Below are 19,584 nucleotides of genomic sequence, written 5' to 3' on the forward strand. Positions count from 1 at the left end.
CGGGGCGGGGCCCGGCGCCCCTGGCTAGCGGCGGGTGGCCGGGCGGCGCTGCCGCTCGCGGCCGGCCCGGCCGGCCGGAAGGGCGGGGCCCGGCGGCGGGGTTGCGGCGCCTTCGATGCGGGCGGCGACCGCCATCACGGCCAGGCCCAGGGTCACGAGCGCGGCGCCCACGTACAGCGGCGCGGTGTAGCCGAGGCCCGCGCCGATCGCGAGGCCGCCGAGCCAGGCGCCCAGCGCGTTGCCGACGTTGGAGGCCGAGACGTTGGCGCCGGCGGCGAGCGGCGCGCCGCCCGCGGCGTCCGTGACCCGGGTGAGCATGCCGGGGACGGCGGCGAAGCCGAACCCGCCCATCAGGAAGACCAGCACCACCGACGCGGCCCGCCCCTCGGCCAGCAGCCCGAACGCCGCGAGCGTGGCGGCGAGTCCGGCCAGGACGGCGAGCAGCGTGCGGTCGCGGTCGCGGTCGGCTGCCCGGCCCCCGGCGAGGTTGCCGGTCACCAGGCCGCCGCCGTAGACGACGAGCAGCCAGGCGACGTCGGTGTCAAAGAAGCCGGTGACCTCGGTGAAGGTGTACGCGAGGTAGCTGAAGGCCCCGAACATGCCGCCGTAGCCGAGGCCGGTGGCGGCCAGGGTCAGCCAGACCTGCCAGGAGCGGAAGGCCCGCAGCTGGGGGCGCAGCCGGGCCGCCCGGTGCGCCGGGTCCACCTCGCCCGCCCAGGCCGGGACGCACAGCAGCAGCGCGGCCAGGGCCAGCACGCCGAAGGCGGTGATCGCCCAGAACGTGGCGCGCCAGCCCCAGCGTTCGCCGACCAGGGCGCCGAAGGGCACGCCCAGCACGTTGGCGACCGTCAGCCCGGAGAACATCACGGCGACGGCGCGCGAGGCGCGCTCCGGGGGCACCAGGCGGCGGGCGACGAGCGAGCCGATGCCGAAGAAGGAACCGTGGCACAGGGCGGCCACGACGCGGCCGAGCAGGGCCACGGCGTAGGAGGGGGCCAGGGCGGACAGCAGGTTGCCGAGGACGAAGAGGGCCACGAGGCCGACGAGGGCGGTCTTGCGGTGCAGGCGGGTGGTGGCGGCGGTCAGCGCGATCGCGCCGATCGCGACGCTCAGGGCGTACCCCGAGATCAGCCACCCGGCCGCGGCCTCGGAGACGTCCAGGTCGCGGCCCACCTGGGGCAGCAGGCCCGCGATCACGAACTCGGTCAGGCCGATGCCGAAGCTGCCGAGGGCGAGCGCCACCAGCGCCGCCGGCATCCGGCGCGCGGCCTGGCCGCGTCCGATGTTCACGCAAACATCATGGGCCGGGCCGCCCGGACCGGGCAAGGCCGGGGGGTGCGGCCCCCCTCGCCCGGCCCCCGCGCGGCCTGCCCCTCCCGCGCGCGGCCGGCCGCACAAACAGAACGGGCCTTCTGTTAGGGTGAGTTGGCGTAAGCAGAACGGAAATTCTCTTTGGGGGCCCTTCGGGGTCTCTGGGGTCCCTGTGGGGTCTCTTCGGGGGGTGTGATGCCGCGGCTCACCGACGCGCGCAGGGAACTCAGGCGCGCCCAGATCGCCGAGGCCGCCGTGCGCTGCTTCGGCCGCAACGGCCTGGAGAGCACCTCGATCGCCGACATCACCGCCGAGTCCGGCCTCTCGGCCGGCTCCATCTACGCGCACTACCGCAACAAGGCCGACCTGGTGCGGGCCGCCGCCCGCGAGGTGCTGGCCAGGCGCGCCGACGTCCTCGGCGCGTACGCCGCGCAGGAGATCCCGCCCGCCCCGGACGAACTGCTCGCCCGCCTCGTCGCCGCGATCGACCCCGCCGAGGCCAGGGTCGGCGTGCAGACCTGGGGCGAGGCCACCACCGACCCCGCGATGTGCGCCATCGTCACCGACCTGACCGACCGGATGCGCGCGCTGCTGCACGACTGCGTCACGGCCTGGCTGACCAGGGCCGAGGGGATCGAGCCTGCCGCCGCCCGGGAGCAGGCCGCCTCGATCGCCCACCGGCTCATGGCGCTCTACCAGGCGGAGCTGCTGTACGCCGCCCTGCGCCCGCCGGCCCCATCCGCCCCGCCGACCTCGGAGGACACCCCATGAAGGCCATCGTCTACCGCGACAACGGCGGCCCCGACGTGCTGCGGCTGGTCGACCGCGACCCGCCCGCGCCAGGACCCGGCGAGGTACGCGTCCGGATCGCCGTCTCCGGGGTCAACCCGACCGACTGGCAGGCCCGTTCCGGCGTCGGCCACCCCAAGCAGTTCCCCGAGGTCACCCCGCACCTCGACGGCGCGGGAACGATCGACGCCGTCGGCGAGGGGGTCGCGAGCGGCCGGATCGGCGAGCGGGTCTGGCTGTTCATGGCCGCCGCCGGGCGGCCCACCGGCACCGCGGCCGAGTTCGCCGTCGTGCCCGGGGAGCGGGCCGTGCCGCTGCCCGCCGGGGCCGGCTTCGACCTCGGCGCCTCGCTCGGCGTTCCCGCGCTCACCGCGCACCGCGCGCTCACCGTCGCCGAGGACGGGCCGCGGCGGCTCGGGCCCGGGGCGCTCAAGGGCCGGGTGGTGCTCGCCGCGGGCGGGGCCGGGGCGGTCGGGCACGCGGTGATCCAGCTGGCCCGGTGGGCGGGCGCCACGGTGCTCACCACGGTCAGCGGCCCGGCCAAGGCGCGCCTGGCCGCCGCGGCCGGGGCCCACCACGTGGTCAACTACCGCGAGGGCGACCCGGCGGCCGGGATCCGCCGCCTCGCCCCCGACGGCGTCGACCTCGTCGCCGAGGTGGCGCTCGGCGCGAACCTGGGGCTCGACCTGGCCGTGCTGCGGGCGCGGGGCACCATCGCGACCTACGCCAACGAGGGGGGCGGGCCGGTCGAACTCGACGTGCTGCGGCACCTGGTGCTGAACACCCGCCTGCAGTTCCTGGTTCTCTACACGGCGGGCCCCGAGGCCCGCGCGGCGGCCGTCGCGGACGTGGCCGCCGCGGTCCGCGACGGGGCGCTGCCGGTCGGTGAGGAGCACGGCCTGCCGCTGCTGCGCTTTCCGCTGGACCGCACCGCCGAGGCCCACCGGGCGGTGGAGGGCGGCGCGGTCGGCAAGGTCCTGGTGGACGTCGCCGGGGCCTGACCCGCGCCCCGGCCCCGCCGGGCGGCCCGCCCGGTGCGGCCGGGCCCGCGCGCCGGGTGGGCCGGGGCCTTCCCGCGGTGCCGGGCCTGGGACGGCCGGGTCAGCCCGGGACGTCCAGCCGCTGGGTGCCCACGACGGACAGCAGCCGCAGGGCCTCCTCGGCGGGGGAGCCGGGGGTGGCGGTGTACAGGATGAGCCGCTGGTCGCGGTCGGCGATGTCCAGCACGTCGCAGTTGACGGCGACGCGGCCGACGAGCGGATGGTGGAAGGTCTTGCAGAGCACGGGCCCCGCCGTCACGTTGTGCGAGTCCCACAGCTCGGCGAACTCCTCGCTGCCGGCGCGCAGTTCGGCGACCAGGGCGGCCACCTCCGGATCGCGCGGGTAGCGGGCCGCGGTGGCCCGCAGCTGCCTGGCCGCGGAGCGGGCGAAGGCGTCCGCGTCCCCCTCCGCGATGCCGTACAGCCGCCCGCCCCCTGGGGCGGGCCCGAGGAAGGCGCGGCGGATCAGGTTGCGCTCCCGCCGGGGCAGCGCGGAGAAGTCCTCCAGGAGGGCGGCGGCCAGCGGGTTCCACGCGAGGACCTCGTAGGTGGCCGAAACCACGAGGGCCGCCGTCTGCGGCAGGCGTTCCAGCAGGTCGGCGATGCTCGGCCGGATCTCGCGCGAGGGCCCTGGCGGGGGTCCTGGCGGGGCGCCCGCGAGGTGGTGCAGGTGCGCGCGTTCCGCGTCCGTCAGGCGCAGGGCGCGGGCGAGCTGGGCCAGCACCTCCCGGGAGGGGCGCGGGGCGCGGGCCTGTTCGAGCCGCGTGTAGTACTCGGTCGAGATGTACGCCAGGTGCGCCACCTCCTCCCGGCGCAGCCCCGGGGTGCGGCGGCGCGGCCCGGCGGGCAGCCCCAGGTCGGCCGGGGTGAGCCGTTCGCGCCTGCTGCGCAGGAAGGCCGCCAGTTCCCTTCTGTCCATGCCGCAAGTGTGCGCGGCGCCCGCCGCGCCGGCCAGGTACCGCCGGTGCCTGGCTGGGCGGCGCGGGTGCGCGCAGGCTCGGCGGCATGGAGAACACACAGCTCGAAGGCGCATCCCGGCCGGCCCCCGCGGGCCTGCTCGCCGGAAAGGTGGCCCTGGTCACCGGGGCCGGGCGCGGGATCGGGGCGGCCGCGGCGCGGCTGTTCGCCCGGGAGGGGGCGCGGGTGCTGCTCGCGGCCCGCACGGAGGGGCAACTGGCCGCGGTGGCCCGGGAGATCGAGGAGGCGGGCGGCCGGGCCGCCCACGTGGCCTGTGACCTGGCGGACCCGGACGCGGTGCGGGCGGCGGTGGAGCGGGCCGTGGAGCTGTACGGCCGGCTGGACGTCGCGTTCAACAACGGCGCCACGGGGGTGCCGCCCGGTCCGCTCGACCTGGTCGAGGAGGCGGACTTCGACCGGGTCTACGCCGTCAACCTCAAGGGCGTGTGGGTGGCGATGGCCGCCGAGGTGGCCGCCATCCGGGCCACCGCGGGCCGCGGCGCCCTCGTCAACACCTCAAGCGTCGGGAGCCTGATGGGCAACCCGGAGCTGCCCGCGTACGGGGCGATGAAGCGCGCGGTCAACAGCCTCACCGCCTCCGCCGCCGTCACCTACGGCCCCGAGGGCATCCGGGTCAACGCCATCGCGCCCGGCACGACGCTCACCGAGATGCTGCGGGAGTGGGACGAGCGCTCCCCCGGGGTGATCGACCGGCTGAACGAGCGGACCCCGCTGCGCCGGGCCGCCGCCCCCGAGGAGATCGCGGAGGCCGCCGCCTGGCTGCTGAGCGACCGGGCCTCCTACGTGACCGGGGAGGTGCTCCGGGTGGACGGCGGCATGCTGTCCTGACCCGCGGCCCGGCCGGCCGGGCCGCGGGGGGCAGGCGGTTCAGGGGCGGGGCGGGGCGCCGAGGAAGTCGAGGACGGCCGCGCTCGCCTCCTCGCGGAACTCCTCGAAGTAGGCGTGGCGGGCCCCGGGCAGCAGGAGCGCCCTGGCGTCGGGGATGCGTGCGGCCAGCAGCGCGGCGTTCGCGGTGGGGTTGAAGCGGTCGTCCGTGCCGTGCACGACCAGGGTGGGGGCCTTGATGCCGGGCAGGACGTCCCAGGCGTCGTGGTGGTGGCTGGCGATGAGGTGGTGGCGGCGGGCGTGCGGGGGCATCAGCGGGTCGCCGAGCGTCGCGTAGGGCCCCGGGTGCCGCGCCAGCCAGCCGGGCGTGTACATGAGGTCGAGCAGCAGGGCCCGGAAGGTCTCCTCGTCGGCGCGGGCGAGCGCGGCCCGCAGCTCCCGGTCCCGCGGCACGCTGTGCGGGCCGCCCGGGGTGGTGCAGCCGAGCACGAGGCGGCGGACGCGGCCGGGGCGCAGGGCCGCGAGCCACTGGGCGATGCGGCCGCCCATCGAGGTGCCGTAGACGTCGGCCTCGGCGATGCCGAGGTGGTCGAGCACGGCGATCACGTCCTCGGCGAAGCCGCGGGTGGTGTAGGGCAGGTCGGGCTTGCCGCTGTCGCCGGTGCCGCGGTAGTCGAGCGATATCGTGCGGCGGGCCGCGTCGAAGTCCGCGCGGACCGGGTCCCACCAGTGGTGGTTGTTGGCCTGCCCGGCCAGCAGCACGAGCGGGAAGCCCGCGCCCTGGACCTGGTAGGCGATGCGGGTTCCGTCGGGCGCGGTGGCGTACGGCATGCCGCGAGCCTAGACGAGCCCGCCGCGCGCCCGGAACGCCGCCGCGGGCGCGGTCCGGGCGCCGGGGGCGTGCCGGGCGCACCGTGCCGGGAGGGGCGGGGCCCCGGGGGGGGCCGGGGGCGCCGATCGGCGAGAATGCCCCGGTGAACGACTTCGCCGCACCGCCCGCCGTCCGCCGCGCCGGTCCCGGGGACGCGCGGGCGCTGGTGCGCCTGCGCGTCCTGATGCTGGAGGCCATGGGCACGCCCGTCGGCCCCGAGGACGCCCCGTGGCGGGCCGCCGCGCTCGACTGGTTCACGCGGCGGCTCGGCGACACGGAGGAGTTCGCCGCGTTCGTCGTGGCGGAACCTGCGCTCGGCCTGGTCAGCGCCGCGGTGGGCTCCCTGGACCACCACGCCCCGGGCCCGGCCAACCCCAGCGGTCTCTACGGCTACATATCGAACGTGAGCACCGACCCGCGCTGCCGGCGGCGGGGGTACGCGCGGGCCTGCCTCAAGGCGCTGCTCGGCTGGTTCGAGGCGGAGACGCCGGCGCCGGTGCTCAACCTCAACGCCACCGCGCACGGCCGCTCCCTCTACACCGGGCTCGGCTTCGCCCCGCCCCACTTCCCGGCCCTGCAGGCGCACCTCCCGCTGAGCCCGCCGCCCGTGGCGGGCTGAGCCGGGGCGGCGCCGCGGCCGGTCAGGAGGCGGCGCCGACGGTCAGGGGGCGTTGCGGCCGGTCAGGAGGCGGCGCGGAGGCGGAGGGTGCCGTCGGGCCCGGCGGTGACCTCCAGGGATTCGAGGGTGGCCACGTGGAGGGCGGGGGAGGAGGCGGCGGCGCGGGCGCCGATGCCGACCACCCGCATGCCCGCCGCGTGGCCCGCGGCGATGCCGGCGGCCGAGTCCTCGAAGACGACGCAGTCCGCCGGGTCGACGCCCAGTTCGGCCGCGCCCTTGAGGAAGCCCTCGGGGTCGGGCTTGCTCGCGCTGACCGACTCCGCCGTGATCCGCACCCGCGGCATCGGCAGGCCGGCCGCCGCCATCCTGGCCTCGGCCAGGGCCAGGTCGGCCGAGGTGACCAGGGCGTGCGGGAACCGCTCGATCGCGGCGAGGAACGCCGGGGCGCCGGGGATGGGCACGATGCCCGCCATGTCCGCGGTCTCCTCGGCGAGCAGGCGGCGGCCGTCGGCCCGGTTGAGCTCCATGGGCCGGCCGGGCAGCAGCTCGGCCATCGTCGCGTACGCCTGCCGGCCGTGCATGATCGCGTAGACCCGGTTCACGTCCACGCCCAGGCGGTCGGCCCAGCGGCGCCACACCCGCCTGACCACCGCCTCGGAGTCGACCAGCGTGCCGTCCATGTCGAGCAGCAGGGCGCGGGCGGTCAGTTCGGTGCGAGGCATGGCGGGGGCGCTCCTGGGGCGGGGAACCGGCGGCGGAGGAGGGGACAGTGGCCCCGCCCGTTCTGGTCGGGGAAGCGGGCGGAACCACTTTGTTTGGACACGGTACAAAATGAGCTCCGGGTTGCGCCAGCCCCCTTCGCCCTCTTCTCCCTGACTTCTCCTCGCCGTCCACCCGCCGTCCCCTGCCGTCCACCCGCCGGTCCGCGGCGCCCGACGTCCCCGCGGGCGCGCCCGCTCAGCCGCGTTCGGCGTGGCCGCGGGGGCCCTCCCCGGGCGCGCCCCCCGGCCAGTCGGCGTTCGAGCCGCCGAGTTCCGCGCTCAGTTCCGCCACCACCTCGGAGAGCTCCCGCGGCCGCTGCGGCCCCCACCAGTCGCCCAGCAGCGCCGCCAGCTCCCGCTCCCTCGCGTGGGCCAGCCGCGCCGCCACCTCCCGGCCCCGCGCGGTGGCCACCAGGCGCGGCCCGTCCCGCAACGCGAGGCGGCGGCCCTCCAGTTGGCCGGCGGCCTGGCGCACCTTCTCCTGCGGCACCGAAAGCCGCCGCGCCAGGTCCAGGGGCTCGGCCTGGCCCGTCTGCCGCATCCGCAACAGCAGCCAGCAGGAGGCCGGCAGCAGCTCGACCCCGGCCGAGGCCGCGATCCTGCGGTACATGTCGCGCCGCCCGGCCCTGGTGCCCAGCAGCGACAGGGCCCGGACGCACTCGTCCCGCGAGGTCCGCTGCACGGGGTTGGGCGGCACGGTCTGTCCCGCGTCGGGGGCCCGCACGCTGCCGCGCAGCCGGTCCTCGTGCAGCATCCAGGTCAGTCCGTGCGCCACCAGCATCAGCGGGGCCGCCCACAGGAAGACCTCGGTGATGGAGTCGGAGTACGCGCCGAGCACCCGGCCGCGCAGCGCCGCGGGCAGCGCGCCGACGCCCCGCGGGTCGTGCAGCAGCGTGTCGACGCTGACGCCACCGGGCAGCGGCACGCCGCGCAGCGCGTCGGTCAGCCGGCTCTCCAGGCGGTTGCTGAAGATCGTGCCGAAGACGGCCACGCCGAAGGAGGCGCCGATGGAGCGGGCGAAGGTCACGCCCGAGGTGGCCACGCCGAGGTTCTCGTAGCGGACGGCGTTCTGGACCGCGAGCACCATCACCTGGAGCACGAGCCCGATGCCCAGCCCGAAGACCAGGAAGTAGCAGCTCATCAGCAGGTTGCCGCTGTTCGCGTCGAGCAGGCTCAGCAGCACCAGGCCGCCGGTGGCGACGGCGGTGCCGAGCACGGGGAACGCCTTCCACCTGCCCGTTCTGCTGATCAGCTGGCCGGAGAGGGTGGAGCTGAGCAGCAGCCCGAGCACCATCGGCAGCAGGTGCACGCCCGAGAGGGTGGGCGAGACGCCGTGCACGACCTGGAGGAAGGTCGGCAGGTAGGTGAAGACGCCGAACATGGTGAAGCCGGTGACGAAGGCGATCGCCGAGCACAGCGTGAAGGTCCGCACCCGGAACAGCGCGGGCGGCAGCACCGGCTCCGCGGCGCGCCGCTCGACGGCGAGGAACGCGGCCAGGCACAGCAGCCCGAGCCCGGCGAGCGCGGGCACCCGCCACGAGCCCCAGGGCCAGGTGGTGCCGCCGAGCGAGGTGACGACGACCAGGCAGGAGGCCACCGAGGCGATGAGGAAGGTGCCCAGGTAGTCGATGGTGTGGCGCTGCCCGCGCACCGGGATGTGCAGCACGGTGGCGATCACGATCAGCGCGACGGCGCCGATCGGGAGGTTGATGTAGAAGACCCAGCGCCAGTTGAGCGTGTCCACGAAGAAGCCGCCGAGCAGCGGCCCCAGCACGCTGGTCGCGCCGAAGACGGCGCCGAACAGGCCCTGGTACCTGCCGCGTTCGCGCGGCGGCACCAGGTCGCCGACGATCGCCATCGACAGCACGATCAGCCCGCCGCCGCCGAGGCCCTGGGCGAACCTGAAGCCGATCAGCTCCCCGATGTTCTGCGCCTGCCCGCACAGCGCCGAGCCGGCGAGGAAGATCACGATGGCGATCTGGAAGAGCTTCTTCCTGCCGAACTGGTCGCCGAGCTTGCCCCACAGCGGGGTGCCGGCCGTGGAGGCGAGCAGGTAGGCGGTGACGACCCAGGAGAGGTGGTTGACCCCGCCGAGTTCGCTGACGATGGTCGGCAGCGCGGTGGCCACGATGGTCTGGTCGAGGGCGGCGAGGAACAGGCCGAGCAGCAGGGCGCCGAGCGAGAGCCACAGGGCGCCGGGCGGGTAGGAGCCCGGCTGGGGCGCGGGCTCCGCGGGCCGGGAGGGCCGCTCCGGCATGAGCGCCTCCTCCCTGGGGGTGGCCGGGCCGTTCGCTCGTGCCTGCGCGATCGGATCACTTCTCGACATTTTGACCGTTTTCTGGGTATTTCTCGACCGAGCTGGGCGGCCCCGGCCTTTGTCAGTGACGGGGCCACGTCACTCAGCGGAGTGGGGCATAATCGCTGCCAGTCGAGGGGAGGGGGAGGGGAGGCGCAGTGACCGACCAGCCCGCCGACTGCCTGATATGCGGCCGTCCCGCTCTGCCGTCGGGAGAGCCCGGCTGCGACTGCCTGACCCATTCGCTGTCCAGACCGGTGCACCCGGCGCACTGGGAGCCCGACCCGGCCGACGTGGCGCTCTTCCCGCTGCCCGAGGAGGGCGATCTGGCGGCCGAGCCGATCGAGCCCGGCGGCTGCACCACGTTCCGCCGCCACCCCTCGCACCGCAAGCCCCGCCAGCGCACCCGCATCGCCGCCGCGGCGGGCGGCGCCGTGGCCGCCGTGGTCAGCTGCACGGCGCTGGCCGCCTCACTGCTCGGGCAGGGGGGCCGTTCGGGCGACGCGGTGGACGACGGCAGCGGCGGTCCCAGCCTCGCCGCCCCGGACGGCGGCGCCACCACCGACCCGGCCCAGCCGCCCCCGGACGGCACGCGGCGCACCCACGAGGAGCGGCCCACGCACACCCCCTCGGGCTCCGCCGCCACCTCGCCGGCCGCCACCGGCTCGCGGGAGCCGGAGACCGGGGCGACCACGCGGCCCCCCGCGCAGGACACGCCCACGGCGGGCACGAGCAGCAGTTCCCCGCCGCCGGCTGAGGAGTCACCCAGCTCCTCGCCGCCGGAACAGACGCCCACCACCCCGCAGGGACCGCCGCAGCTCAGTGCGGGCGACGAGGGGCCCGAGGTGCGGGAGCTCCAGGAACGGCTGCTGCAACTCGGCTGGGTCTACGCCGGGGAGGCCACCGGCGTCTACGACGAGGAGACCACGGCGGCCGTCGAGCGCTTCCAGATCGCCTACGGCGTGGAGGGCGACCCGCCGGGCGTGTACGGGGAGCACACCCGCGAGGCCCTGGAGGAGCACACCACCACGCCGTGAGCGCGGGCGGACGCGCCCGCGCGTCCGGGCGGGCGGACGCCCCTTCCGCGCCCGCGCGCCCGGGAGTTCACGCCTGCCAGGGGCCGCCCTCGCCCGGCTCGAAGCGGGCCTCGGCCTCGAAGGCGGCCCGCCGGGTGGCCCGCCGCAGCGCCCGCAGCACCGCCCCGCCGCACAGCAGGATCAGCCCGCCGTTCAGCAGCGCCCGCGGCAGGTCGAAGCCGAGCGAGGTGGTCAGCACGTAGGCGAGGAAACGCCCCAGGTTCTCCGGCAGCGGATCGCCGGGCACGAAGGACACGTCGCTGCTCAGGCCCGCGAGGTAGGGCCAGCCCTGGAGGTCGAGCACCAGGCCGTAGCCGACCGCGGACACCGCCCCGTAGCCCGCGAGCAGCGCGAGTTCGCCCCGGCCGCGCAGCCGGCGCGCCCCCGGCAGCAGCCCGGCGCCCATCGACACCCAGCCCAGGCCCAGCATCTGGAACGGCAGCCACGGGCCGACGCCGCCGGTCAGCAGGGCCGAGGCGAACATCGAGACCGAGCCGAGCACGAAGCCGAAGCCCGGGCCGAGCACCCGGCCGGCGAGCACCATCAGGAAGAACATCGGCTCCAGGCCGGCCGTGCCCGCGCCCAGCGGCCGCAGCGCCGCCCCCGCCGCGGCCAGCACCCCCAGCATCGCCACCGCCTTCGCGTCGAGGCCCGCGTCCGCGATCGTGGCCGCCACCACCGCGAGCAGCAGCGGCAGCAGCAGCGCGAACAGCCAGGGCGCGTCGGCCGAATGCGCAAGGCCCGAGCGGGAGTCGGCGAGCAGCGGCCAGCCGAAACCCGCCACGCCCACGGCCGAGACGAGCAGCAGCGCGAGCGCCGACCGCGGGCCGAGCCGCACCGCGGACACCCGGCCGCCGTCCCCGCGGGCCGCCCCCGCGCCGTATCCGCCGTCGGCGCGGTACCCGCCGTCGGTGCCCTCGGCCCCGCCGGGGCTCCGGCTCTCCCCGGCCTCCCCGGCGGGCCCCTGGGCGGCCCCGCGCCCGCTCACGCCTCCTCCAGGGCGGCCGCCACCTGCGGCACCGTCAGCCAGGGACCCGCGCCGAGCACCTTGGCCACCTGCGGCGCGAACGCGGGGGAGGCGACCACCACCTCGGCCGTCGGCCCGTCGGCGACCACCTCGCCCTCGGCGAGCACCACCACCCGTCCTGCCGCCTCGGCCGCGAGCTCCACGTCGTGGGTGGCGAGCAGCACGCCGTGCCCGCGCCCCGCCAGCTCCCGCAGCACCCCGACCAGCCGCGCCTTGGCCGCGTAGTCCAGGCCGCGGGTCGGCTCGTCGAGCAGCAGCAGCGGCGGGGCCGAGGTCAGCACCACGGCCAGCGCGAGCGCCAGCCGCTGCCCCTCGGACAGGTCCCGCGGGTGCGCCCCCGGCGGCACCTCGGGCAGCAGCCGGGCCACCAGCGCCAGGCAGCCGCCGGGGGCCACCGGGACGCCGGCCGCCGCCGCGTCCGCGTCGGCCGCCGCGCACTCGGCCGCCACCGTCTCGGCGAACAGCAGGTCCCTGGGGTCCTGCGGCACCAGGCCCACGTGCCGCACCAGGCGCGCGGGGGGCGTGCGGTGTGGCACCACGCCCCCGGCGAGCTCCACGCTCCCGGCCGTGGGCCGATGCGCCCCGGCCAGGGCCCGCAGCAGCGTCGACTTGCCCGCGCCGTTGCGGCCCATCAGCGCCACCGTCTCGCCCGGGCCCACCCGCAGCTCCACGCCGCGCAGCACCTCGCTCCCGCCCCGGCGCACCGTCAGCCGCCTGGCCAGGGCGAGCGGCGCCGCCCCTGGCGCCGGGCCCGGCGGGGGAGCCGGCCGCCGCCCGGCGAGGCGCTCGCGCAGCGCGCCCGCCCGCCGCCTGGCCTCCCGGACGGACAGCGGCAACGGCCGCCAGCCGGCGAGTGCGCCCAGCTCCGCCACCGGGGGCCGGACCGGGGAGCGGGAGAGCACCTCGGCCGGGTCGCCCACCACGGGCGGCGCGCCCGGCGCGGGCAGCAGCAGCACCCGGTCCGCGTACTGCACCACGCGCTCCAGCCGGTGCTCGGCCAGCAGCACCGTCGTGCCCAGGTCGTGCACCAGCCGCTGGAGCACCGCGAGCACCTCCTCCGCGGCCCCCGGGTCCAGCGCCGAGGTCGGCTCGTCGAGCACCAGCACCCTGGGGTGCAGGGTGAGCACCGAGCCGAGCGCCACCCGCTGCTGCTGCCCGCCGGAGAGGGTGGCGAGCGGCCGGTCGCGCAGCTCGTGCAGCCCCAGCAGGTCAAGCGTCTCCTCCACCCGCCGCCGCATGGTGTCCCGGGGCAGGCCGAGGGACTCCATCCCGTAGGCGAGTTCGTCCTCGACGGTGTCGGTGACGAAGTGGCCCAACGGGTCCTGGCCCACGGTCCCCACCACGTCCGCCATCTCGCGCGGCCGGTGGGTGCGGGTGTCGCGGCCCGCGACGGTGACCCGGCCGCGCAGCGTGCCGCCGCTGAAGTGGGGCACGAGCCCGCAGACGGCGCCGAGCAGCGTGGACTTGCCCACCCCCGAAGGCCCGACCACCAGCCACAGTTCGCCCTCGGGCACCTCGAAGTCCGCCCCGGCGAGCGCGGGCAGGGCCGCCTCGGGATAGGTGACGGACACCCCGGAGAAACGGATCACGGGCGGGCCTCCTTGCAGTCCTGGGCCGCGGCTTCGGGGGCGGGCGCGCTTTCGGGGGCGGGCGCGGCCGTGCGGGCGGCGCGTCCGCCGGGGGTGCGCGCCCCGGGCGCGTCCGCCGGAACGGGCGCCACCACCGCGGGCAGCAGCCCGAGCAGCACCGCCGCGGCCGGCCACAGCGGGAAGGCGGGGGCGGACAGCGGGACGGCGGGCGGGTGCAGGGCCTCGGGCGCCGCGCCGTTCGCCCAGCCGACCGCGACGGCCACCGCCGCGCCCGCGCCCGAGACCAGCCAGGCCCGCGGCCCCCAGGGATCGGGCCGGTACCGGGTGCGCGGGCTGCGGCGCCCGCCGAGCCACAGCCCGGCGAGGGCGGCCGCCAGCCCCGCCGCGAGCAGCGGCAGGCCGAAGCCCGCGCCCGCGGCTGCGAGCAGCCCGTACGCCCCCACGCAGACCCCGAGCAGGCCGCCGAGCGTCAGCGCGGCCGTCAGCCGCCGCACGGCGGGCGGCACCGCCGCCGTCCGCCCGTACCCGCGGGCGTCCATCGCGGCGGCCAGCGCCACCGAACGCTCCAGCGCGCCCTCCAGCACCGGGCGCGCCACCTGCAGCAGCGCGCGCGCCCCGCGCACCGAGCGGCCGCGCAGGCGGCGCGCGGCGCGCATCCGCACCAGGTCCGCGACCAGCTGGGGCGCGAAGGACATGGCCACCACGACCGCCACGCCCACCTCGTACAGCGCGCCCGGCAGCGACTTCAGCAGCCGGGCCGGGTTGGCCAGGGCGTTGGCCGCGCCCAGGCAGATCAGCAGGGTGGCGAGCCGCAGCCCGTCGTACCCGGCGAAGACCAGGGACTCGGCGGTGACCCGGCCGCCGAGCCTGACGCCCGCGGCCCAGTCGGGCAGCGGCACCTCGGGCAGGGTCACCAGCACCCGGGTGCCGCCGATCGGCGAGCCGAGCGCCAGCGCGAACACCACCCGGAGCGCCACCACGAACGCGCCGAGCGCCAGGTAGTAGCCGAACGCCCGCGCCCAGGGCGCGTTCGTGCGGCGCGCCGCCACCACATAGCCCGCCACCGCGATCACCAGGCCGAGCAGCAGCGGGTTGGAGGTGCGGGAGGCGGCGGTGGCAAGGCCCAGGGCCCACAGCCACCAGGCCCCGGCGTGCAGGGCGTTGCTCCGCGTCGCCACCGGGGCGCGCAGCCGCGCCGCCGCGCCGGGGCGGGGCGGGCGGTCGCGCGGCACGCGCGGGCGGGGAAGGCGTATCGGCATGGCGCACGTTCCCCGCGTCAGCGGCGCCGCCGCCGGGCCCGCACCAGGGCCGCGGCGGCGAGCAGCAGCACCGCGGCGAGCCCGCCGGCGATCCCGGCCAGGCTCCCGCCGCCCCCGCCGTCTTCCTCGGCTTCGTCGGCTTCGTGGGCTTCGTCGGCTTCCGGGTTCCTGCCGCCCGCCTCCGGGGCGGCCTCCCCGGACTCCCCGGCCTCTCCCGCCCCTCCCGCTGCGTCCGTGGCGCCCTCCCCGGCGGAGACCGGGTCGCCGCAGCCCTCGGCCGGGTAGCCGGCGATCGCGCACAGCAGCGCGCCCGCGTCGTACCGCAGCGGCGCGGCGACCTCGGCCAGCGCCTCCGCCGCGCTCGCGCCCCCGTCGAGCGGGGCGCAGGCGGTGCGCTCCCGCGGCGGCGTCTCGCCCGCGGGCGCGTCCGCGGCGGTGCCGAAGTCGAGGACGAAGGCGACCCGTTCGCCGCCGTCGGAGGCCCCGCAGATCTCCCCGAAGGAGGCGGAGCCGCGCGGCGGCTCGGTGCCCGCCGACTCGGCGCTGATGCCGAACCTGAAGCCGAGCAGGTCGCCGTCCCCGGGCCGCAGCGAGCCGGGGCCCAGGCTCGCGTACTCCCAGCTTCCCGCCGCCTCGTCCCAGGTCCAGAACGACCAGTAGCGGTACGCCGTCTCCGCGGCGCCCGCCGGGGCCGCGCCGAGGGCGGCCGGCGCGCCGGCCAGCAGGGCCGCCAGGCACAGCGGCGCCACGGCCCGGCCCCGGCGCGCCGTCCGCCGCCGCACTCAGCTCGCCTTCCGCTTGCGGCGGGTGCTCAGCAGGCCGCCGATGCCGATGCCGACCACCAGGCCGACGCCCACCACCCACAGCAGGATCGCGAGTCCCTCGCCGTCCCCCTCGCCGTCCCCGCCGGCCGCGTCCCCGTTCGCGGCGCCGCCGTCGGGGGCCGGGCCGAGCGCGTTCAGCTGCGCGAGGAGGTCGGTGCCGCCGAAGTCGCCCGGGGAGACGCCGGTGGCGTGCGCGGCCAGGACCAGCACGCCGACGGCGGACGGGTTGGCGGCGTAGTCGGCCCAGGAGGCGTGGTTCTCGATCAGCCACTGCAACGGGCCCTGCCAGGCTTCCTCGTTGCCGCCCGCGGCCAGCGCGATGACCGCCTTGGCGGTGCTGTTGAAGTCGGGCTGCTCCGCCGGCTCGCCGCCCGCCGTGCCCTCCCCGGCGCCCGGGAGCGCGCTGACCAGGTGCCCGCCGCCCTCCGCAAGCCGGTCCGCCAGCTGCGCCGCCCCGGCGGCCGCCGAGGTGACGTGGGCCGGCACCTGCTCCTCGCCGCCGGCCTGGTCCTCGGCCCCCGAGGCGCCGGCGACCCCTGCGTCCCCGGAGCCCCCGGCGTCCTCCGTCTCCTCGCCGGTGCCCGCGCCGGAGTCGCCCGGCGCGTCCGAGGAGGCGTCCCCGGTGCCGTTCGTGGCCTGGCCGTCCCCTCCCGTCCCGCAGTCGAGGCCGGTCGGCGGCACCGCGGAGGGGGCGGCGTCCGGGTCGACGAGCAGGCCGCTGCCGTAGGAGGCGAGGATCGCGTCCACCGTCGCCGCGTCGTTCGCGAACAGCGCGCCCGACTCCTCGTCCGGCTGCCAGGCGAACGCCCCGCGGTCCCCGTCGGCCGCGTCGCAGCCGAGCTGGAAGGAGGCCAGCGCGTCGTAGGGCGAGTGCTCCTCGCGCAGCACCTCGGCCGGGTCGCGGCCGGCCGAGACGAAGGCGCCGACGACGACCGCGGTCGAGTTGGCGTCCGAGGCGCCGCCCGGGTTGTAGCTCCAGCCGCCGTCCTCGTTCTGCACCCCGGCCAGCCAGGTGAGCGCCTCCCCGGCCGCGTCCTCGTGCCCGCCGAGCGCCACGAGCGCCTGCACCGCCATCGCCGTGGCGTTCGAGTCGGCGGCCGTGACGTCGGCGCAGGGCTGGGCGGTGTCGGCGCGGTAGGAGAGGAAGGAGCCGTCCGCGCACTGCTGGGCGAGCAGCCAGTCCACCGCCTCGGGTGCGGGCGTGAACCCGGCCGCGTGCTGGGCCAGCAGGGCGATCGACTGCCGGAAGACCCCGTCGAACTGCGGGTCGCCCCGGCCGAACAGCCCCTCGGGCAGCTCCGAGGCGGCCGGGCCTGGGGACGCCTCAGCGGCCCGGGCACCGGCCGGCGACTGGGCGGGGGCGGCGGCCTGGGCCGCGGGGGCCGCGAAGGACCCGGTGAGCAGGGCCAGGCCGCCCGCCAGCGCGCCCAGCGCGGCGCGACTGCCGGGGGCCGTCCTGCCGGAACGGGTCCGGCCGGGCCTCGGGCGCCCTGGGAGCGGGGGAAGCGGCCGGCCGGACCGGCGCGGGAGAGGGGACATCGAAAGCCTTTCGCTGTGCTGGTCCGCCGGCACGGCTGACCACCACGGCGCGGCAACACGCTGCGGGGCACCGGGCTCAGCGCCGTATTCCTCGACGGTGCCGGCCACCGGGGCGCCGGTGGCCGAAAGCCAGTGCGTTCCGCGGGCGGGCATTCCGGCTCTCGGGGTGCGGCCGCGGCCGCGGCACCCGATCACGGTTGCGGGTCAGCGCCGGATTCGCACCGGCTTTCCCCACACGCGGAGGTGACTGCGCGGGTCACTCTATCGGCTCTTCCTGCGGCCGGGCGGGCGGGCGGCGGCCCCCGGCCAGCAGCCGGCAGGCCGTCTCCACGTCGGCGTGCGCGTTCTCCAGGGACACCGTTCCCGCCAGCCAGAAGACCAGCGTCGACTGCCAGGTGTGCTGGATGACCCGCACCGCGCTCAACTCCTCCTCGCTCCAGGGAGGTTCGAGCCCGGCGGCGTCCAGCAGCAGGGCCGAGGTCAGCCGGGAGACCGCGGTCACCTCCTCCCGCGCCGAGCCGTCGGCGAACAGCAGGGCCCGCATCATCGCCGCGGTCAGGCGCGGCTCGCGCTGGTGTGCGCGAAAGGCGCGCCTGAGGGTGTGCGCGACCCGAGCCGCCGGGTCGCGCTCCGGCAGCGGGCGCTCGCGCAGCGTGGCGTGCAGAAGTTCCAGCTGGTCGTGCAGCACGGCGACGAGCAGGTGGATCTTGGAGGGGAAGTAGCGGTAGAGGGTGCCGAGCGCGACCTGCGCGGACTCGGCCACCTCCCGCATCTGCACCGCGTCGAAGCCGCCGGCCGCGGCCAGCCGCGTGGTGCTGTCCAGGATGCGGCGGCGCCTGGCCCGCTGCCGCTCGGTGCGGGCCCGGGCCGCCGGCTGGCGCTGTGTGCTCATGGGGTCCTCACCGGGCGCTGCGCGGGGCGGTACCGACGGGGTCCTGGGACGTCTCCCGGGCCCCTCCCGGCCGCTCCCCACGCGTGCGCGGGCCGGGGCGTGGGCAGTACCTGACCGTACCCGGCGAGGCTTCGGCGGCGCGCAACAGCCTTCGGCGGCGCGCGGCAGGGGAGGGGCGGGAGACATCCGCAGCGCGGCCGGGCGAACGCGGCAGGAGCAGCCGAAGCGGCAGCAGGAGGCGGGGGAGGAGGCGCGGGGAGGAGGCGCGGAACGAGGTGGGGCAGGCGCGGGAGGGAACGGCCCGCGGCGGGCGGGGGACCGGCGGCCGGGACCGGGGCATCCTTGCCCACGTACAGTGGGGGCGGCGCTCGGCGTGCGTGGCGCGAATCACCAGTACCGGCTGGATCGGGGCGAGTTCGGGGAGGCTATCTTGATACCCGCGAGTAGCGTCGCGAACGGGAACTTGGCCGAGACCTCCAGGAGTGCCGGGGCGTGACCACGCAGTCAGGCGAGGACCGCCCCCTCCGCATCGCACTGCTCACCTACAAGGGGAACCCCTTCTGCGGCGGCCAGGGCGTCTACGTGCGCCACCTCTCGCGGGAGCTGGCCGCGCTCGGCCACCGCGTCGAGGTGATCGGCGCCCAGCCGTACCCGGTCCTGGACGAGGGCGTCACCCTCACCCGGCTGCCCAGCCTCGACCTCTACCGCCAGCCCGACCCCTTCCGCACCCCGCGCCGCGAGGAGTTCAGGGACTGGATCGACGCCCTGGAAGTGGCCACGATGTGGACCGGCGGCTTCCCCGAGCCGCTGACCTTCTCGCTCCGCGCCCGCCGCCTGCTGGCCGCAAGGCGCCGCGAGTTCGACGTGGTGCACGACAACCAGACGCTCGGCTACGGCCTGCTGGGCGCCGGGCGGCTCGGGCTGCCGCTCGTCACCACGATCCACCACCCCATCACCGTCGACCGCCGCCTCGACCTGGCCGCCGCGCCGAGCCGGGGCCGCCGCCTCGCCCTGCGCCGCTGGTACGGCTTCACGCGGATGCAGGGCCGCGTCGCCCGCCGCCTGCCGCGGGTGCTGACCGTCTCCGGCTCCTCGCGCCGCGAGATCGTCGAGGACTTCCGGGTCCCGCCAGGCCGGGTGCACGTGGTGCCGATCGGCGCCGACACCCGCGTCTTCCACCCCGACCCCGCGGTGCCCGAGGTCCCCGGGCGGATCATCACCACCTCCAGCGCCGACGCCCCGCTCAAGGGCCTGGTCCACCTCGTCGAGGCGCTCGCCAAGCTGCGCACCGAGCACCCCGCCGCCCACCTGGTGGTGGTCGGCAACCGGCCGAAGCGCGGCCCGGTGGCCGAGGCGCTCGACCGCTTCGGCCTCGGCGGCGCGGTCGAGTTCGTCAAGGGCATCAGCGACGGCGAACTCGCCGACCTGGTGCGCGGCGCCCAGATCGCCTGCGTGCCCTCCCTGTACGAGGGCTTCTGCCTGCCGGCCGCCGAGGCCATGGCGGCCGGGACGGCCCTGGTGGCCACCACGGGCGGCGCCATCCCGGAGGTGGCCGGGCCCGACGGCGTCTCCTGCCTGGCCGTGCCGCCGGGGGACGCGGGCGCGCTGGCCGCCGCCCTCGGCAGGCTGCTCGGCGACGAGGCGCTGCGCGGCCGGATCGCCGCGGCCGGACGGGACCGGGTGCTGCGCCGCTTCACCTGGCGCGAGGCCGCGCGGGCCACCGTGAGGCACTACCGCGCCGCGCTCGCCGAGGCCGCGGCGGGCGCCGGGGGAGTCCCCTGACCGACGGCCCAGCCCCTCCTGATTTCCGCCGTGTTCGTGCCCCGCGTTTCCCTGCGTTCGAAGGAGTGATCGTGTGCTAGCGCGCCCGACAGCGCGGCCCCGCCCC

Annotated in this window: 17 protein-coding genes; 6 read left to right on the forward strand and 11 right to left on the reverse strand. The window is 77.5% G+C overall.

The features are described 5' to 3' along the window. Nucleotides 1–24 precede the first annotated feature (24 nt). Nucleotides 25–1,257 (reverse strand): MFS transporter, encoded by a 1,233-nt coding sequence (locus tag D7294_RS05200; RefSeq protein ID WP_120676251.1) that lies wholly within the window; start codon nucleotides 1,255–1,257, stop codon nucleotides 25–27. A 249-nt stretch (nucleotides 1,258–1,506) separates the two neighbouring features. Between D7294_RS05200 and D7294_RS05205 the strand changes: the two genes are divergently transcribed. Together D7294_RS05205 and D7294_RS05210 are read left to right on the forward strand one after the other, a co-directional pair. After that, entirely contained in the window at nucleotides 1,507–2,082 is a 576-nt protein-coding gene (locus D7294_RS05205) for a TetR/AcrR family transcriptional regulator (protein WP_120675946.1), read from the forward strand. Next, the gene (locus tag D7294_RS05210) at nucleotides 2,079–3,101 is read left to right on the forward strand and encodes an NADPH:quinone reductase (RefSeq protein ID WP_120675948.1); all 1,023 of its coding nucleotides are present in this window, start codon (nucleotides 2,079–2,081) and stop codon (nucleotides 3,099–3,101) included. The genes D7294_RS05205 and D7294_RS05210 overlap by 4 nt, the downstream gene beginning before the upstream one ends. A 100-nt stretch (nucleotides 3,102–3,201) precedes the next feature. Here the strand turns inward: D7294_RS05210 and D7294_RS05215 are convergent, their stop codons facing one another. Beyond that, nucleotides 3,202–4,059 carry a helix-turn-helix transcriptional regulator gene (locus D7294_RS05215; protein ID WP_120675950.1) on the reverse strand — a complete coding sequence of 286 codons (858 nt, stop codon included), beginning with the start codon at nucleotides 4,057–4,059 and terminating at the stop codon, nucleotides 3,202–3,204. Nucleotides 4,060–4,145: 86 nt separating this feature from the next. Here D7294_RS05215 and D7294_RS05220 point away from each other — a divergent pair, with 86 nt between their 5' ends. Further along, a complete protein-coding gene (locus D7294_RS05220) occupies nucleotides 4,146–4,946 on the forward strand; it encodes an SDR family NAD(P)-dependent oxidoreductase (RefSeq protein ID WP_120675952.1) in 801 nt (266 codons plus the stop codon). A 39-nt stretch (nucleotides 4,947–4,985) separates the two neighbouring features. Here D7294_RS05220 and D7294_RS05225 read toward each other — a convergent pair whose 3' ends face one another. Then, nucleotides 4,986–5,774, reverse strand: coding sequence for an alpha/beta fold hydrolase (locus D7294_RS05225; RefSeq protein ID WP_120675954.1), 789 nt, complete (start codon nucleotides 5,772–5,774; stop codon nucleotides 4,986–4,988). 143 nt (nucleotides 5,775–5,917) lie between these two features. On the opposite strand from D7294_RS05225, the gene D7294_RS05230 reads away from it, so the two are divergent. Further along, the gene (locus D7294_RS05230) at nucleotides 5,918–6,433 is read left to right on the forward strand and encodes a GNAT family N-acetyltransferase (RefSeq protein WP_206619463.1); all 516 of its coding nucleotides are present in this window, start codon (nucleotides 5,918–5,920) and stop codon (nucleotides 6,431–6,433) included. 62 nt (nucleotides 6,434–6,495) lie between these two features. On the opposite strand, the gene D7294_RS05235 is transcribed toward D7294_RS05230, so the two are convergent. Together D7294_RS05235 and D7294_RS05240 are read right to left on the reverse strand one after the other, a co-directional pair. Continuing rightward, a complete protein-coding gene (locus D7294_RS05235; protein WP_120675955.1) occupies nucleotides 6,496–7,155 on the reverse strand; it encodes an HAD-IA family hydrolase in 660 nt (219 codons plus the stop codon). A 235-nt stretch (nucleotides 7,156–7,390) separates the two neighbouring features. Beyond that, nucleotides 7,391–9,520, reverse strand: coding sequence for an MDR family MFS transporter (locus D7294_RS05240; RefSeq protein WP_422070656.1), 2,130 nt, complete (start codon nucleotides 9,518–9,520; stop codon nucleotides 7,391–7,393). 128 nt (nucleotides 9,521–9,648) lie between these two features. Between D7294_RS05240 and D7294_RS05245 the strand changes: the two genes are divergently transcribed. Beyond that, a complete protein-coding gene (locus tag D7294_RS05245; protein ID WP_147450775.1) occupies nucleotides 9,649–10,527 on the forward strand; it encodes a peptidoglycan-binding domain-containing protein in 879 nt (292 codons plus the stop codon). A 67-nt stretch (nucleotides 10,528–10,594) separates the two neighbouring features. On the opposite strand, the gene D7294_RS05250 is transcribed toward D7294_RS05245, so the two are convergent. The 6 genes from D7294_RS05250 to D7294_RS05275 form a co-directional block, all read right to left on the reverse strand. Further along, the gene (locus D7294_RS05250; RefSeq protein WP_120676256.1) at nucleotides 10,595–11,413 is read right to left on the reverse strand and encodes an ECF transporter S component; all 819 of its coding nucleotides are present in this window, start codon (nucleotides 11,411–11,413) and stop codon (nucleotides 10,595–10,597) included. Between the two features lie 137 nt (nucleotides 11,414–11,550). Beyond that, on the reverse strand, nucleotides 11,551–13,182 hold the full coding sequence (locus tag D7294_RS05255) for an ABC transporter ATP-binding protein (protein WP_120675962.1): 1,632 nt from the start codon (nucleotides 13,180–13,182) through the stop codon (nucleotides 11,551–11,553). Beyond that, complete coding sequence (locus D7294_RS05260) at nucleotides 13,179–14,441, reverse strand: energy-coupling factor transporter transmembrane component T (protein ID WP_120675964.1); 1,263 nt, start codon at nucleotides 14,439–14,441, stop codon at nucleotides 13,179–13,181. The genes D7294_RS05255 and D7294_RS05260 overlap by 4 nt, the downstream gene beginning before the upstream one ends. A gap of 17 nt (nucleotides 14,442–14,458) precedes the next feature. Continuing rightward, nucleotides 14,459–15,223, reverse strand: a complete 765-nt coding sequence (locus D7294_RS05265; RefSeq protein ID WP_120675966.1) for an SCO2322 family protein — start codon at nucleotides 15,221–15,223, stop codon at nucleotides 14,459–14,461. After that, nucleotides 15,224–16,804: a prenyltransferase/squalene oxidase repeat-containing protein gene (locus tag D7294_RS05270; protein ID WP_120675968.1), complete on the reverse strand. Its 1,581-nt coding sequence runs from the start codon at nucleotides 16,802–16,804 to the stop codon at nucleotides 15,224–15,226. A gap of 256 nt (nucleotides 16,805–17,060) precedes the next feature. Then, nucleotides 17,061–17,696 carry a TetR family transcriptional regulator gene (locus tag D7294_RS05275; RefSeq protein WP_120675970.1) on the reverse strand — a complete coding sequence of 212 codons (636 nt, stop codon included), beginning with the start codon at nucleotides 17,694–17,696 and terminating at the stop codon, nucleotides 17,061–17,063. Between the two features lie 492 nt (nucleotides 17,697–18,188). On the opposite strand from D7294_RS05275, the gene D7294_RS05280 reads away from it, so the two are divergent. Continuing rightward, nucleotides 18,189–19,478 carry a glycosyltransferase family 4 protein gene (locus D7294_RS05280; RefSeq protein ID WP_120675973.1) on the forward strand — a complete coding sequence of 430 codons (1,290 nt, stop codon included), beginning with the start codon at nucleotides 18,189–18,191 and terminating at the stop codon, nucleotides 19,476–19,478. The last annotated feature ends 106 nt before the right edge of the window (nucleotides 19,479–19,584 follow it).

The organism is Streptomyces hoynatensis (genome assembly GCF_003626535.1).
In the GTDB taxonomy this organism is placed as follows: domain Bacteria; phylum Actinomycetota; class Actinomycetes; order Streptomycetales; family Streptomycetaceae; genus Streptomyces; species Streptomyces hoynatensis.

Excerpts from the sequence above, each read along its gene's own strand:
- D7294_RS05200 (WP_120676251.1), bottom strand. The coding sequence starts at position 1,257 with ATGCCGGCGGCGCTGGTGGCGCTCGCCCTCGGCAGCTTCGGCATCGGC.
- D7294_RS05205 (WP_120675946.1), top strand. The coding sequence starts at position 1,507 with ATGCCGCGGCTCACCGACGCGCGCAGGGAACTCAGGCGCGCCCAGATC.
- D7294_RS05275 (WP_120675970.1), bottom strand. The coding sequence starts at position 17,696 with ATGAGCACACAGCGCCAGCCGGCGGCCCGGGCCCGCACCGAGCGGCAG.
- D7294_RS05270 (WP_120675968.1), bottom strand. The coding sequence starts at position 16,804 with ATGTCCCCTCTCCCGCGCCGGTCCGGCCGGCCGCTTCCCCCGCTCCCA.
- D7294_RS05235 (WP_120675955.1), bottom strand. The coding sequence starts at position 7,155 with ATGCCTCGCACCGAACTGACCGCCCGCGCCCTGCTGCTCGACATGGAC.
- D7294_RS05225 (WP_120675954.1), bottom strand. The coding sequence starts at position 5,774 with ATGCCGTACGCCACCGCGCCCGACGGAACCCGCATCGCCTACCAGGTC.
- D7294_RS05240 (WP_422070656.1), bottom strand. The coding sequence starts at position 9,520 with ATGTCGAGAAGTGATCCGATCGCGCAGGCACGAGCGAACGGCCCGGCC.
- D7294_RS05260 (WP_120675964.1), bottom strand. The coding sequence starts at position 14,441 with ATGCCGATACGCCTTCCCCGCCCGCGCGTGCCGCGCGACCGCCCGCCC.
- D7294_RS05220 (WP_120675952.1), top strand. The coding sequence starts at position 4,146 with ATGGAGAACACACAGCTCGAAGGCGCATCCCGGCCGGCCCCCGCGGGC.
- D7294_RS05210 (WP_120675948.1), top strand. The coding sequence starts at position 2,079 with ATGAAGGCCATCGTCTACCGCGACAACGGCGGCCCCGACGTGCTGCGG.
- D7294_RS05215 (WP_120675950.1), bottom strand. The coding sequence starts at position 4,059 with ATGGACAGAAGGGAACTGGCGGCCTTCCTGCGCAGCAGGCGCGAACGG.